This is a genomic window from Sphingopyxis sp. 113P3 (assembly GCF_001278035.1).
GTDB lineage: Bacteria > Pseudomonadota > Alphaproteobacteria > Sphingomonadales > Sphingomonadaceae > Sphingopyxis.
In genome coordinates this window covers 3,720,851-3,735,502 of the sequence record NZ_CP009452.1, presented here as the reverse complement: position 1 = coordinate 3,735,502, position 14,652 = coordinate 3,720,851, and the positions used below count along the sequence as shown (strand labels likewise).

Annotated in this window: 7 protein-coding genes; 3 read left to right on the top strand and 4 right to left on the bottom strand. The window is 66.4% G+C overall.

The window, feature by feature from the left end; all coding sequences use genetic code 11:
- Window positions 1–8: 8 nt before the first annotated feature.
- A complete protein-coding gene (locus LH20_RS18120; RefSeq protein ID WP_053555425.1) occupies window positions 9–311 on the top strand; it encodes a hypothetical protein in 303 nt (100 codons plus the stop codon).
- Here the strand turns inward: LH20_RS18120 and LH20_RS18115 are convergent.
- A complete protein-coding gene (locus tag LH20_RS18115; RefSeq protein WP_053555424.1) occupies window positions 302–532 on the bottom strand; it encodes a hypothetical protein in 231 nt (76 codons plus the stop codon). The genes LH20_RS18120 and LH20_RS18115 overlap by 10 nt on opposite strands.
- On the opposite strand from LH20_RS18115, the gene LH20_RS18110 reads away from it, so the two are divergent.
- A complete protein-coding gene (locus tag LH20_RS18110) occupies window positions 531–3,416 on the top strand; it encodes a M16 family metallopeptidase (protein WP_053555423.1) in 2,886 nt (961 codons plus the stop codon). The genes LH20_RS18115 and LH20_RS18110 overlap by 2 nt on opposite strands.
- A 137-nt stretch (window positions 3,417–3,553) precedes the next feature.
- Window positions 3,554–4,747, top strand: a complete 1,194-nt coding sequence (locus tag LH20_RS18105; RefSeq protein ID WP_235527019.1) for a multidrug effflux MFS transporter — start codon at window positions 3,554–3,556, stop codon at window positions 4,745–4,747.
- 41 nt (window positions 4,748–4,788) lie between these two features.
- On the opposite strand, the gene LH20_RS18100 is transcribed toward LH20_RS18105, so the two are convergent.
- The 3 genes from LH20_RS18100 to LH20_RS18090 form a co-directional block, all read right to left on the bottom strand.
- Complete coding sequence (locus LH20_RS18100) at window positions 4,789–6,378, bottom strand: amino acid permease (RefSeq protein WP_053555421.1); 1,590 nt, start codon at window positions 6,376–6,378, stop codon at window positions 4,789–4,791.
- Window positions 6,379–6,507: 129 nt separating this feature from the next.
- The gene (pbpC, locus tag LH20_RS18095; RefSeq protein WP_053555420.1) at window positions 6,508–8,658 is read right to left on the bottom strand and encodes a penicillin-binding protein 1C; all 2,151 of its coding nucleotides are present in this window, start codon (window positions 8,656–8,658) and stop codon (window positions 6,508–6,510) included.
- Window positions 8,659–8,752: 94 nt separating this feature from the next.
- Window positions 8,753–14,590 (bottom strand): alpha-2-macroglobulin family protein, encoded by a 5,838-nt coding sequence (locus LH20_RS18090; RefSeq protein WP_053555419.1) that lies wholly within the window; start codon window positions 14,588–14,590, stop codon window positions 8,753–8,755.
- Window positions 14,591–14,652: the final 62 nt, after the last annotated feature.

Sequence of the window (14,652 nt, the reverse complement as noted above, 5' to 3'; positions counted from 1 at the left end):
GAGATTCGATGGCCCAAGTCGATGGTAGCTACGAGTGCATCACGAAATCGCCGATGGGCGATCAGAAGTCGGTTTTCACGGTGAAGAGCGATGGCGACAGCTTTTCCGGCCAGAACGCGGGAGCGATGGGATCGCTCGACGTCGAGAATGGCAAGGTTGATGGCAACAAGCTGACCTGGACGATGAACATGAAGGTGCCGATGCCGATGACGCTCGAATGCGAAGCGACGGTAGACGGCGACGCGCTGACCGGCACCATCAAGGCCGGACCCTTCGGATCGATGGCCATGACGGGAACGCGTCAGGCCTGACGCCCCGCAGCCAAAAAGGTCGGGGCCGTCCGTCGCGAAAGCGACGGGCGGCCCTTTTCGTTGGAGAGGGCAGGGCTTTGACTGGCCTTTCCTTTCCCACCCATTCGCGTGCAGATTTCATCCCCATTGCCTTTTGCACTCCGCCGCTCGTCGAAAAGCATTTGGCGTTCGGATGCAGGCGTCGGATAATCATCCATTGCTTGAAAAACGGGGAAAATCATGAAGAAATCCAAGCTGTCGGCTTCGCTGGCCGTGCTCGCTCTCATGCTGGCCGGGGCACCGCTACCGGCCGCCGCCGAAAAGCCGGCTGTCACCGCTTCGGCCGAGGCCCGGGCGATCGCCGACACGGTTGCCGCGATCGACATACCCTATGAGCAGTTCACGCTCGACAACGGACTGACCGTTCTAGTCCACACCGACCGCAAGGCGCCGATCGTAGGAGTTACCACCTACTACCGCGTCGGATCGAAGCATGAGCCCAAGGGCAAGACGGGCTTCGCGCATCTGTTCGAGCATCTGATGTTCGGCGGTAGCGAAAATGTTCCCAATTTCGACGAACCGCTCGAGGCAGCCGGGTCGACCCCGACCAACGGATCGACGTGGCTTGATCGCACCAATTATGTCGAGACGGTGCCCACTGGAGCGCTCGACCTCGCGCTATTCATGGAAAGCGATCGCATGGGGCATCTCCTCGGCGCGGTGACTCAGGAGAAGCTCGACCAGCAACGCGGCGTTGTTCAGAACGAGAAAAGGCAGGGCGACAACCAACCCTATGCGATCGTCGAATATGAGACGCAAGATGCGCTGTTCCCGGTCGGTCACCCCTATCGTCACTCGACCATAGGCTCGATGGACGATCTCAATTCTGCGAGCCTCGATGACGTCAAGAAATGGTTCACCGACAATTATGGGCCAAATAATGCGGTGCTGGTGCTAGCGGGCGATATCGACGCTGCGACAGCGAAGCCCAAGGTCGAACGCTGGTTCGGCGACATTCCTGCAGGGCCGCCGATCGCCTCCGTTGAGGCGCCGGTTCCGACGCTCGACAAGCCCTTTGCGAAGACGATAACCGATCAGGTTGCAACGACGCGTCTTTATCGCAACTGGGCGGTGCCGGGGCTCAATGATCCGAGCTATCCGGCTCTTGCGACGGGCATGTACATTCTCGGCGGGCTCGCGAGCTCGCGGCTCGATAACCTGCTGGTGCGCAAGGAACAGCTCGCGGTTGCCGTCACGGCCTATCTGCTGCCTTTTGAGCATGCGTCGATGGTACAAAGCTACATTGACGTAAAGCCCGGGGTCGAGGTTGCCGAGGCGGAGGCTCGCTTCGATGCGATCCTCGCCGACTTCATTGCCAAGGGACCCACGCAGGCCGAACTCGACCGGGCAGTTGCAAGCCTTGTTTCCGCGCAGGTTGGCCAGCTTGAACAAGTCGGCGGGTTCAACGGCAAGGGGTCGACGCTTGCCGAGGGCCTGGTCTTCTCGGGTGATCCGGAGAAGTACAAGCAGGATCTGGCGGCGCTGACCGCGCTGACGCCAGCCGCGGTGCAGGCCGCGATGCAGCGTTGGCTGACCCGGCCGGTCGCCGCGATCCGCGTCGATCCGGGTGGGCGCACCGAGGGCGGCGAAAGTCGCGGCGGATGGGAGAGGACCGGGAGCCCTCGCATCGGCTATTACCGCGGCGGCGAGGCCAATGAGGCAGCGCTCTCGGCCGCGAGCGAGACGCCGGAGACAGCCGCGAAGCGCAGCTTCCCGCCAGTCGATCCCGTTGGTAGTTTCGATTTTCCTGCGATCGAGCGCGCGGCGCTCGCCAACGGTATCCCCGTTTATTTTGCAAGGCGCACCGCGGTCCCCAAGGTGACCGTGACGCTGAACTTCGACGCGGGCTTCGCCGCCGACGCGCCGGACGCGCGCGGTACGCAAAGCTTCATGGCTGCAATGCTCGAGGAAGGCACGAAAAGCCGTGATGCAATTGCGATCGCCGAGGAGCAGGAACGGCTCGGTGCGAGCATCAACGTGAGCGCGGGTCTCGACTCGACGACCGTGTCGCTCGATACGCTCACGAGCAACCTCAAACCGTCGCTCGCGCTGATGGCCGATATCGTTCGCGCACCGGCCTTTGCCCCCGCCGAGGTCGAGCGCGTGCGCGCGCAGCGGCTCGCGGGAATTGCGCAGGAGGAGAATAATCCGATGGTGCTCGCGATGCGCGCGCTGCCGCCTCTCCTCTATGGCCCGGGCCATCCCTATGGCGCGCCGCTGACCGGTACCGGGAGCCGCGACGTTGTCGCGCGCCTGACCCCCGCTGATCTCGCCGCCGCCCATGCCGCCTCCTTTCGCCCGGACAGGGCGCGCATCATCGTCGTCGGTGACGTCGACAAGGCGGCCGTCGTCGCGGCGCTCGACTGGGCATTCGGGCGCTGGGTCCCCCCGGCATCGTCACCGGCACAAAAGGACTGGAGCGTCGCGATCCCCGCGCCGCGCCAGCGTATCGTCCTCATTGACCGGCCCGGAGCGCCGCAGTCGGTGATCGCAGCGGGGCAGGTGCTTGCCGAAACCGGCAAGGATAAAAATGAGGTACTTCAGGCTTCGAACGAGATTCTCGGCAACGGATTCCTGTCGCGCCTCAACATGAACCTGCGCGAGACCAAGGGCTGGTCCTATGGCGTGCGGAGCACGATCCAGGAAACCGAGGGGCCGATGCCGCACATCGTCCGCGCACCGGTGCAGAGCGATCGCACGGGCGACGCGATCGCCGAGATGCTGCGCGAGATGCGCGAATATCCGGCGGCGCGCGGGGCCACCGCGGTTGAGGTCAATCGGATCAAGGAGGGCAATATTCGCGGCCTGCCCAACCGGTTCGAGACGCGCGCTCAAATCGCGGGCGGGATCGACGAAATCGTCCGCTTCGGACGGCCCGATGATTATTTCGAAACGCTGCCGGCGACCTATGGAGCGCTGAACGCGGCGACATTGAACGACGCTGCGGCCAAGGAATTGCAGCCGGGCCGCCTTGTCATCGTCGTCGTCGGCGACGCCAAGACCGTGAGGCCGCAACTCGCCAAGCTCGGGCTGCCGATCGAAGAGGTTGCCGCCCCGCAGGAATAGCAGCGCATAGCTATGCCCGGCAAACGGTACGGAGCGCGCACTGGTCAAACGGGGCCGCTCCGTCCATATGTGTTGCAATGCACAACTCTCCTCAAATTTCCAACGACCAGCGCCGCCCCTTGCCGGGCAACCGCGAGATGGTTTTCATGATGGCGATGGTGATGGCGCTGAACGCGCTCGCGATCGACTCGATGCTCCCCGCGCTGCCGTCGATCGGCGATGCGCTCGGCGTCACCGTCGCCAACGACCGGCAATATGTGATTTCGACTTATTTGCTCGGCATCGGCGTCGGCTCGCTCTTCTATGGTCCGCTCTCCGACCGGTTCGGGCGCAAGGGCGTGCTCGTGCCGGCGCTTTTTGCCTATGTCGCTTTCTCGATCGGCTGCGGGCTGGCGAACAGTTTTCCGCTCCTCCTTGCGCTGCGTTTTGGCCACGGGATGATTAGCGCCGCGCTCGGTGTCGTCGTCGTTGCGGTAATCCGCGACCTGTTTTCGGGCGACGCGATGGCGAAGCGGCTGTCGATGATCTTCCTTGTCTTCATGATCGTTCCCGCCATCGCGCCGACGATGGGTGCGGGGGTCACCGCCTTTGCCAACTGGCGCGCGATCTTCATCGTGCTCGCGGTGATGGGGGTGGTCATGCTCTTATGGTTGCGGCGGCTTCCCGAGACGCTCGATCCCGCCGACGTTCGGCCGCTCGATGCGCGTACGATGATCGCAGGCTGGGCGACGGTAACGCGGCACCGCCGGGCGGCAGGATATATGTTCGCCTCGGCAATGATGCAGGCCGCGCTCTACGGCTATCTTAACAGCAGCGAACAGATCATCGCCGAGGTGTTCGGTGCGGCAAACTGGTTCCCGCTGGTTTTTGCCTGCGTCGCGGCAGGAATCGCGATCGCCAACTTCTCGAACGCTGCGATCGTCGAACGCTTTGGCGCGAGGCGCGTATCCCAGAGCGCGACCTTCGCTTTCATGCTTACCTCGATTGTGCAGATCGCCGTTGCGTTGAGCGGCGCCGAGACGCTGTGGATGTTCACGGCATTGATGATGGTCAACGTCGGGTTGATCGGCTTTATCGGCAGTAATTTCGGATCGATCGCGATGGAGGATTTCGGGCATATGGCAGGGGTTGCCTCCTCCTATCAGAGCTTTGCAAAGACGCTGGTCGCAGCCGTCGTCGGCGCCTTGATCGGCCAGCAATATGACGGGTCGACGCTGCCGCTCGCCTACGCTTTCCTCATCGCCGGAGTCATCGGACTCGCGCTCGTCTTCTGGGCCGAACGCGGCAAGCTGTTCACGCGGCCGGGGACGGCGCCCCGGAGTCCCTTCTGAGGGATAAAGAAAAGGGGGCTCGGGGGCCCCCTTTTCCCAGATTAACCGATCGACGGCACCGGCGGGACCGGCGGCGGCGGCGCGTCGGGATCGTCCTCATGTACCTCGACGATGCCGCGTCCGACATGGCTGCGGCGATAGCCGTAGAGGAAATAGATGACGAGGCCGACGACACCCCAGATGGGAAGCACCAGCTTCGCGTCGATGGGCAGGTTCCAGAAAAGGAATACGCAGCCGAAGGCCGCGACGGGCGCCACCACCCACACGAAGGGGGTCCGGAAGGGACGATGCCGCGACGGGTCCTTCACGCGCAGCGCGAGCACCGCGATCGACACCATCAGGAAGGCGAAGAGCGTTCCCGAGTTGGAGATGTCGGCAAGCTGGCCTACCGGCAGCAGCGCCGCGGCGATCGCGACAAAGATGCCTGTGATCAAGGTGACGACGTGCGGCGTCTTCCACTTGGGGTGAACGCTTGCGAGCTTTTCGGGAAGCAGCCCGTCGCGTGCCATCACGAAGAAGATGCGCGTCTGGCCGAAGAGCATCATCAGGATAACCGACGGTAGCGCGAGGTTGGCCGCAAGACCGATGAGGTCGCCCGCGCGCGTATAGTTGATTGAGCGGAGCACGTGCGCGAGCGCTTCGTTCGAACAGACCAATGGTTCGTTGCCCTGGGCAGCGAGCGCTGCGCATTCGCGAGCGAACTCGGCGGTGCCGGGCTGCACGCCGAGCGCAGTGGGCTGTGCGCCCATCGCGCCGATCGCCGCAGCTGCGACCAGCAGGTAGAAGATCGTGCAGATCGCAAGGCTGCCGATGAGGCCGATCGGCACGTTGCGCTGCGGGTTCTTGGTTTCCTCGGCTGCGGTCGAGACCGCGTCGAAACCGACATAGGCGAAGAAGATCGACGCCGCGGCGCCGACGATTCCGAGGCCCGAGGTGCCCGCGGGGCCGAACCAGCCGTTCGGCGCGAAGGGCGCAAAATGCTCGCGGTCGAGGACCGGCATCGCAAGAATGACGAACATGGTGAGCGCTGCGACCTTGATCGCCACCAGCACGGCGTTGACGGTCGCGCTTTCCTTGGTGCCGATCATCAGCAGCCAGGTTACGGCGAGTGCGACGAAGATCGCGGGAACATTGATGAACCCGGTGCTGAAGTCGGCCGACGGGATGAAGCCGTTCATCGACCAGGTTGGCCCCGCCTGCAGCATCGTTGGTAGCTCAAAACCTGTCAAACTCTTGACCAGTCCCATGAAATAGCCGGACCAGCCAACCGATACGGCGCTCGCCGCAACCGCATATTCGAGGATCAGCGCCCAGCCGACCATCCAGGCGAGCAATTCGCCGACCACCGAATAGGTGTAGGTATAGGCCGATCCCGACACCGGGACCATCGAGGCGAGCTCGGAATAGCAGAGCGCCGCGACGGCGCAGACCGCGCCCGCGATAACGAAGCTCCACATCATCCCCGGCCCGGCCTTTTGCGCCGCGGCGGCGGTCAGGACGAAAATCCCGGTGCCGATGATTGCGCCGACCCCGAGAAGGGTCAGCTGGACTGCGCCGAGCGAGCGATGCAGCGATTTCTTCTCGGCCGTGGCCAAGATGGCGTCCAGTGGTTTGACGCGACCAAATATCATAGAAAATATCCCCTTGTCGGGCGGCCTTTGCGGGCGCCCTCTCCTGGCGGGGCAGACTAGCCGCTCCTTTGGGCAGCGCAACTTAATTTCGCCGGGTCAAAGCGGCTTTTCTCTGGGAGTAGGACGCGCTTACCGTACCGTAAAGCGCACCCTGTCGATCGTCCGGCCGCCCGGATCGACGAGGGTGAGGATGTGACTGCCCGGCCGCGGTGCGATCTGGAGTCCCGCCTCGGCGTCGCCGGCGAGGCGTTTGTCTAGCATCAGCCGGTGACCGGCTGCGGCGCCGCTGACCACGACCGCGAGCCGCTGACGATTCCCGGGGATATCGGGGTCGATCGCATAGACGCTGCCGCTGACCGGGCTGGTGATGCGCGGACGGCGTGCGGCCGCCGGGGCGGCCGCCATATCGCTCTGCGCGGTACCGCGGAGGAAATATTCGCGCCGCGGCGGCTCGCGCGTCCCGGGAAGTGCGATCTGCCGCACCTCGACGCCGTCGGGCATCACAGGGGATCTGCCGGGACGATCGGCATGAAGCGCCATCATGACGTCACGCCACACTGGCGCGGCGCCTGAGGTTCCCGAAACCGCACGCATCGAGTCACCTTCAAGATTGCCCACCCAGACCGCGACCGTGTAGCGGTCGGACCAGCCGATGCACCAATTGTCGCGCATTCCCTTGGACGTTCCGGTCTTCGCGGCGGCCCAGAAAGGGAGGCGAAGCGCGCTGTCGGCCCCGAAGGCGTCGGCGCGGGCGGTGGCGTCAGCGAGGATGTCGCCGACGATGAAGGCAGCAGCGGCGCTGACGATCTGACGTGGATTGTCGCGAAGCTCACGTGCAGCGAGGAAGTTCACCGGCGACCATTTTCCGTCGTTTGCGAATGTTCTGAATGCATTCGCCTGCTCGACCAGCGAAACTTCCGCCGATCCGAGAGCCAGGCTGAAGCCGTAATAATCGCCGTCTTCGACGAGGCCGTTGTAGCCCAGCGCCCAGAGACGGTCGCGGAACTGCTGCACATCATCGATGAGGAGAGCGCGAACTGCAGGGACGTTGAGCGAGCTCGCGAGCGCCTGACGGACGCTGACAGGCCCCTTGAAACTGTGGTCGTAATTCTTGGGGACATAAAGGCCCGAGGCGGTGTCAAGTTGCACCGGGCTGTCATCGAGGATCGAGGCGGCGGTGAGCCAGCCCCTTTCGATCACCTGCGCGTAAAGATGCGGCTTTAGCGTCGAGCCAGCCTGCCGGCGGGCGTTGGCGCCGTCGACCTGCGCCGCGGTCGACTGGAGCCCGACGCCGCCCACATAGGCGAGGACGTCGCCGGTCGCATTGTCGAGCACGACGACGGCGCCGTCGCGTACCCGGTCGGCGCCAAGCCCGGCGAGCTGGCGGCGAAGCGCAATGATGGCGGCGGTCTGGATGCGGCGATCGATCGTCGTCGTTACGCGTTTACCCGGCCGGTCGAGCAACCGGACCGCGAGGTGCGGCGCGAGCGCCGGGTCGAGCCGCGCGGCACGCTCACCCGACACGAGGGTGGCAGCGGCGGCGCGGATGGGGCCGCAGTCCGGCACCTCGGCGATCCGGCACGCGCGTTCACCGAGCATTTTCGCGCCCGCCGCGGGGTTGGGCAGAAGCCCCGCGAAAAGCGCAGCGTCGGTGCGGGTCATTTCGGCTGGGCGCTTGCCGAACAGGCTGTTCGCGCCCGCGCCGATCCCCTGCGCTTCGCCGCGCAGCGGGACGAGGTTGAAATAGGCCTCGAGCATCTCCTCGCGGGTCCAGCGTGCCGCAAGGGCGCGTCCCGCGCGCATCTGGCGCAGCTTGGCGAGCCAGCCGCGCTGGCCGGGCTGCGCGAGCTCGGGGGCGAGGAATGCGGCGAGCTGCATCGGGAGTGTCGACGCGCCGCGCGAGCGGCCGCCGGTCCCCCCCATCGTCAGGCGCGCGCGTACTGCCGCGCCAATCGCAAGCCAGTCGACTCCGCCGTGCGCCCAGAAGCGGCGATCCTCCGCCCGCACCACCGCGCTCCGCACAGCGGGGCTGATGTCGTCGAGCGGCACCCAGGCGAGGCGGCGGCGCTGGAAATCGACCCGCTCGGTATCGAGCAGCCGCCCGTCGCGGTCGTAAAGCCACGCCTCGCTGGGCTTCCACGCTGCGCGGACGTCGGCATAGGCGGGCATCGCGGGCGGACGGGTGAGGAGATGCGCGGCCGTCGTGATGATGAGCAGCGCGAGAGCCAGCCATGCCAGCGCGTCGAATAGGCGGCGTTTGCGGGGTTGCAGCTCGGTCATGACATGATCGCTTCGTTGCCGACCCTCTATGTCATTCGCATGCGGTGAAGCCGGGATACCGCGAACAGTCGGACCGCCAGCACGGTCCCCGGCCTCATTCCGCTGAGCCCGCCACGGTCAGCGGCGCATTCGGCCACTGGCCTCGTATCGCGGGTGAGTACATGGCTTCAACGCGGGTCGGAGGCAGGGAGAAGCGGCCCGAGCCATTGAGACGGACGACATATTCAACCGCGTGCGTGCCGGCGGGCATCCATCCAAAATAGCCCCGCCAGCTGTCCTTGCGGCGCTCGACATAGCTCGGCTGCCACCCCGTCCCGTCGGCCTGCTCGGCGAGCATCTCGGACTGGCCGCCGAGATTGCCGACGATGGTGGCGCCGGGAGGGATCGGATCGTTGACGATCACCCAGGTCCGGCTCGCGGCGGCGATCACCTCGATCCGCACCTTGAGGACATCGCCGCGCGTCAATTGCTTCGGGTTCGCCGCCTTGACGATGCTGACCGAGCGCTTGATCCGGTAGCCCGCGTTGAGCGGCTCGGTGAGCGGCACCGCCGCCTTGACGCTGACGGTGGCCCAGGGCGAGCCGCCGCCCCGGTGTCGGAGGCTCATTGCGCCTGCGGCGAGCGGAACGCGCAGCGGCTCGGCATCGGAGGCTCGCGGCCAGCTTGCCGCGGCGCTTTTGCCTGCGAGCGCGATATTCGTGGTGCCGGTGATCGCACTCGCCGGATAGAGCTCGGCAAAGCGGCGGACGACGGTGGCACCCCACGCATTGGCGGGGGTGGTGTCCCAATGGCCGCGGCGCTGGCGTTGGGCGACGCCGACCATCAGCTTGCCGGCATCGTCCTCCCAGCCCTTGCGGCCGAGCACGGCTTCGAGCGCCTTGAGGGCCATTTCATCGCCACTGGTCATCATCCACCACGGCGCGCGCGCATCGTCGACGAGGTCGAGGCGGGTTCCTTCGTAGACGAGCCGCTTGCGGAGTTCGGCTTCGGCGGCGGCGCGCAGGCCGGCGGCGTTTCGCACCCCCGGCGTCCGCTCGATTGCAACCAGCCAGTCGGCGAGCGTCCCCGTCGCCATGTCGGCAGGGGCGAGGTCGATCGCCGCGACGAGGCTGGGGCTCGACGCCTTGTTGCGCGCGAGCGCCGCGAGCGCGGCGATCCGCACCGGGCGAATGTCGTAAGGGCCATAGCCCCTGCGATCGAGACGCCCCTCGACCACGGCTTCGAGAGCCGCGATCATCCTGGCCTTCGAGGCTTCGGGGATCGCAAAGCCGTTGGCGGCGGTCACCGCGAGGACATAGGCGGTCAGCTCCGGCGAACCCTCTATCCGCTCGCTGGGCCAGTAGCGCAGCAGCCCGTCGTCATCGAGATAGACGGGGATCGCCCCGGCGAGCGCCTGCCAGCGACCGAAATCGCCGAGCGCGACCGCGCGCGAGGTCTGCTGTTCGAAACAGTCGTAGGGATAGAGCGCCATATAGTCGCGCACCCCCGCGAGCGGCGGCGCGAGCGTATCTGAGAGCGCGACGTCGACATAGCCGCCGGGGAGCGCGCCCGCGGGCGCTGCGACGGGCAGGCTCGTGTCGGCGCCGACGTGCATCAGGCTGGCGGCCCAGGTCTCGATGGGAACGGCGGGCTCGATGATCTGGTCGAAGACCAGCCGGTCGCGCTGCCTGCCGTTCTTCGCGACGGCCTCGATTGTCCATTGCAACGTGCCCGCCATATCGGGCGCGGTCATCGTCCAGCTGATCGGCACCGCGCCGCCCGCCGGAATGGTGACGGTGAGCGGCGCGCCGGTCGCGACCGCGGGTGTCAGCGACGGAGTTGCGGTGACGGTCATCGGTTGATCGGTGCCGTTGCGCAGCGTGAAGCGCGCGTCATAACTGTCGCCGGTACGGACGAGTTCGGGCAGCCCGGCGAAGACGGCGAGATCCTGCACGGTGCGGATGTTCGTCTCGCCGGTGCCGAAGCTCTGCGATCCGTCGGTTGCGATCGCGACGAGGCGGAAGGCCGAGAGATTGTCGGAAAGCGGAACGTCGACCGTCGCGCGCCCCTTGGCGTCGAGCGCGACATGGCCCTGCCACAATAGCACCGGGCGGAAATCCTCGCGCGTCAGTCCGCTGAGGTCGCCGCCCCCGCCGCCACCGGGCTCGAGCGCCTTGCGGCCATAATGGCGTTTTCCCACCACCTGCATTTGTGCGGTCGAGGTGAGCACGTCGAGCGTGCGGTCGCCCATCATCGCGTCGAGCAATTTCCAGCTCTCGTTGGGGGCAAGCTGGAGCAGCGCCTCGTCGACCGCGACGAAGGCGACGTCGGCGCCGGCGGCGGGCTTGCCGCCCGGGGTCTTGACCTCGATGCTCGCTCTGGCGGTGTCGCGCACGGCATAGCTTTGCTTGTCGGCCTTGACCTTCACGCCGAGCTGATGGCCCTCCCAGCCGACCTTGATCTTGGCGATGCCGAGACGGTAGCTCGGCTTGGCAAGATCGACCAGGGCGGTGGGAGGCGCACCCTCGCTTTTTTCGACCTCGAATCCCACCGCGCGCTTCATCTTGCGGAACCAGCTTTCCCCGCCGGTGACGCGCCCGCGCACCGCCATGACCGAGACATAGACGTCGGGAGCATAGGTCGCAGGAAGCTTGACCTTCACGACCGGGTCGGTGCCCTTCAAGGGCGTGACGAAGCTCGACAACACGCCTTCTCGCTCGACCGTGACGAGCGCGGTGGCCTCGCGGAAGGGCATGCGGACCTGGAAGGTCGCGGTGTCGCCCGCTTTGTAGCGCGGCTGTTCGGCGATCACGTCCATGCGGTCGCCATTGTCGCCGCCGAACCACCAGTCATCGTCCCCTGCGAGCCAGACAGAGCGCACCGCGCGCGCTTCATTTCCGTCGGCATCGGTCGTCGTCGCGACGACGGTAACTTCGCCCGAGACGCCGGGTGCCATCGCGCAGCTTGCGCGCCCGAGCTTGTCGGTCGCCGCGCTGCAACGCGCGCCGAGGCGGATCGTGCGCATCTGGTTGTCATAGGCGTAAAAGCCGCCGATCAGCCGGCGCCGCGCGGTGATGATCTCGCGACTGTAGAGCGCGACCTCGATGCGCTGGCCGCGGATCGGTTTGCCTTCAAGATCGAGGGCGATGAACTTGAGGCGCAGATCCTGGTCGCGCATAAGCCAGCCGTCGGTCTTGAGCCCGAGGCGAACCGCAGAAGGGTAGAGCGTTATACGGCGGCTGGACGTCAACGTCTCACCATTGGCATCGGCATAGTCCATCTCGACCGCCATGACCGTCGGTTCGCTGATGGGCTGGTCGACAGCGACGCTGGTGGTCGCGGTGCCGTTGGTATCGAGCGTCAGCGGCACGGAGCGCGCGAGCGGCATTTCGGCGCGCGGCGCCTCGCCATCGTCGTCGAGCTGGACGACGCCCTCCTTGACCGGCTGGCCGTCGAAATCCCAGTCGCGATAATCCTCTGGCGGCGACCAGCTCGGGCGGAAATTGGTGCGCAGCTCGATCGGCAGGTTCGGGGCGGGGCCGCCCGACAGGTAGCCGACGAACAGCGACAGCGGCACCGCGGTGGGCCGTACCGGCGGGGTCTTGGGTCCCGTCACCTCGGCCTTCATCGTGGGAAGGCGATATTCGTCGACACGGATCGACTGGTCGGTCCATATCGTCTTTTCCTCGCCCTTGGCATCCTTGGTGACGAAGACCAGGTCGTAATCGCCCATCGGAGCTGATTTGGGGACGTTCCAGACATTTTCGCCGCTCCCGCTTGCATCAATCGCGAACGGCATTTCGAACTCGGTGTCCGAGCCGCGATGCACGAGGCGGAGCTTTCCCGTCATCGCTTCGGGGATGCGGAAGCCTGTGCCGACGGGACGGCGGAGGATGTGCTTCATGTTGACCGTCTCGCCCGCTTTCACGAGCGCGCGGTCGAGGATGGTGTGGAGAATGTCGCCGCGTTCGGACCAGCCATAGGGCAGGTCGAAATCATAGGGCCGGATGCCGTTACCCCAATCGGTGAGGGTGAAGCTGAAATCGCCGCCCGCGCGCGCGGTGACCATCAGCGCGTGGCCCTCGCTGCCGGCGGGATCGGGATCCGCCTCGCAGCCTGAATAGGTCTGGGGTTCAGGAAGGCCGGTCGGGAAGGCGAGGCGGCCCGCCTTGTCGGCGGTACCGCGTGCGAGGAGGCGGCCGGTGCAGCTGTCGGTGACGCGGATCTCGGCGCCGGGGACCGGCCGCCCGCTGTCGAGCGACGTCACCCAGGCGAGCGAGCTTTCGCGGCCCCATTTGAAATGCACCGCCATATTGGTGACGAGGGCGGCGGTCGCGACATAGCGCGTCGCACGGCGGCCGAGCAGGGCCGCGCCGAGCTCGGGGCTCGCAATCTCGACAACGTGAAAGCCCTTTTCGGCGAGGGGAATGCCGATGACCTCGAATGCCCGGCCGCCGCCCGGCGGGGTCAATGTAAGCTCGCGGCGGGCGCCGCCGTCGGGCGCGCCTTCGAACACCGATTTTGTGCCGGTGTAGTTGACGGTGACCTCCGCCCCGGTCGCGTCGCGCTCCTGGCGATAATCGGTGTCGTCAGCGTCATCGACGCGCCGCAGCCAGCGGGCGATCGCCGCATCGTCGTCGCCGACGCGGAGCGTGGTTGCGGGCATCTGGAGATTCTTCTGCACGAGCGACGCCTCGACCCCGCGCACGGTGACGGGCAGCACGCCGCCCTCACTTGCCTCCAAAATGCCGAAGGGCGCGGCGAATTTGACCAGCGGCGGGGCGCGGTCGATGTGGAATTTCAGCGGGAAATTCGCCTGATTCTGGAGGGCGCGGCCGCTCTGGTCGGTCACGCCCTCGGGCAGAGCGAGCGCCGCGTCCACATTCTGCGGCAGCGGACCTGCGAAATGCACCTCGGTGAGCCAGGGGTCACTCTTCTCGCTGTCAGAGGCTTTGGCCGCGAGACGCTTGCCATCGGTGGTCGCGAGCGTCGCGGCGAGCGCTGTGGCGCGCGCGACGGGTGCGGCAAATTTGAGCGTGATGTCCTTGATCGGGTTGCATCCCGCCTGCGGATTGACGCGGCTGCACACCATCTTGGCGGTGAAGGCGGGACGCACCTTGTAATCGAAGCGCTGGTCGCGCCCGGCGGTGCGCGCGGGAGCGCCAGCCTGGCTGATGCGCGCGTCCCAGACGAGCGCCATCTCGCGTCCGGGCGGCAGCGGGCGTCGGCACTTGACCGGCACGATGCGATCGAGCGCGGCGTCGCGGTCTGCACCTGCGGCGGGGAGGCGCTCGGGGAGCCCGGCGTCATAGGCAAAGGAGCGCGTCTGCCAGTCGTTGGCGCCGAGCCCGGTCAGGATCTCGCTTGCGGTCTCGCGCTTCAGCACGTCGACCGGAATCTTTTCGCCGATGCCGTCAACCGCGCAATAGGCAAAGCGGCCGACCGAGGCGCGGTCGGCAGCGACATTGGTCGCAACGAGAAATATCTGGTCCTCCTCGATCCCCTCATAGGTGCCGCCCGCGAGCACAGCGCGCGCGGACGGGCCGCCCGTGTCGAGCGCGAAGCGGTCATTGCCGGCCACCGAAACCCCGCGCGCGGTGACGAGGCCGGGGCGGAGCGAGACGTGGCAGCGCTTGCCCCCCGGTAGCGGTGCCCCGAATTCGAGCACCCAGGTGCGCGTGTCGACCCAGCGGCCGGTTGCGGGAAGCTTGCAGTCGTCGGTGGCGGGCGCCTTGGCGCGCGGATCGCCGAGCGCCACCATGTCCTCCGAAAAGCGCAAGGTAAAGCGCGTGATCGTGCCGTCGCCTGTGCCCGAACTTCCGGGCGTCGCGAGCGTGACCTGCGGAACGGTATCGCCGCCCGCGGCTGTCGCGAGCGCTGCGAGAGGAAGAATCAGCGCCAGACGCGTCTTGCTCGCCAGCCGCTTTGCGAACCCGCGCCACCCCTCGTTCATGCCGCCGCCCTTCCCTGTCTTGCGCGCGCTGCTATCCTGCTGGAAACAGGGATTGGAGTCCA

What these genes read in the sequence shown, in the direction of transcription:
- LH20_RS18110 (WP_053555423.1), top strand. Translation starts at nt 531, where the DNA reads ATGAAGAAATCCAAGCTGTCGGCTTCGCTGGCCGTGCTCGCTCTCATG.
- LH20_RS18100 (WP_053555421.1), bottom strand. Translation starts at nt 6,378, where the DNA reads ATGATATTTGGTCGCGTCAAACCACTGGACGCCATCTTGGCCACGGCC.
- pbpC (WP_053555420.1), bottom strand. Translation starts at nt 8,658, where the DNA reads ATGACCGAGCTGCAACCCCGCAAACGCCGCCTATTCGACGCGCTGGCA.
- LH20_RS18120 (WP_053555425.1), top strand. Translation starts at nt 9, where the DNA reads ATGGCCCAAGTCGATGGTAGCTACGAGTGCATCACGAAATCGCCGATG.
- LH20_RS18115 (WP_053555424.1), bottom strand. Translation starts at nt 532, where the DNA reads ATGATTTTCCCCGTTTTTCAAGCAATGGATGATTATCCGACGCCTGCA.
- LH20_RS18105 (WP_235527019.1), top strand. Translation starts at nt 3,554, where the DNA reads ATGGTTTTCATGATGGCGATGGTGATGGCGCTGAACGCGCTCGCGATC.
- LH20_RS18090 (WP_053555419.1), bottom strand. Translation starts at nt 14,590, where the DNA reads ATGAACGAGGGGTGGCGCGGGTTCGCAAAGCGGCTGGCGAGCAAGACG.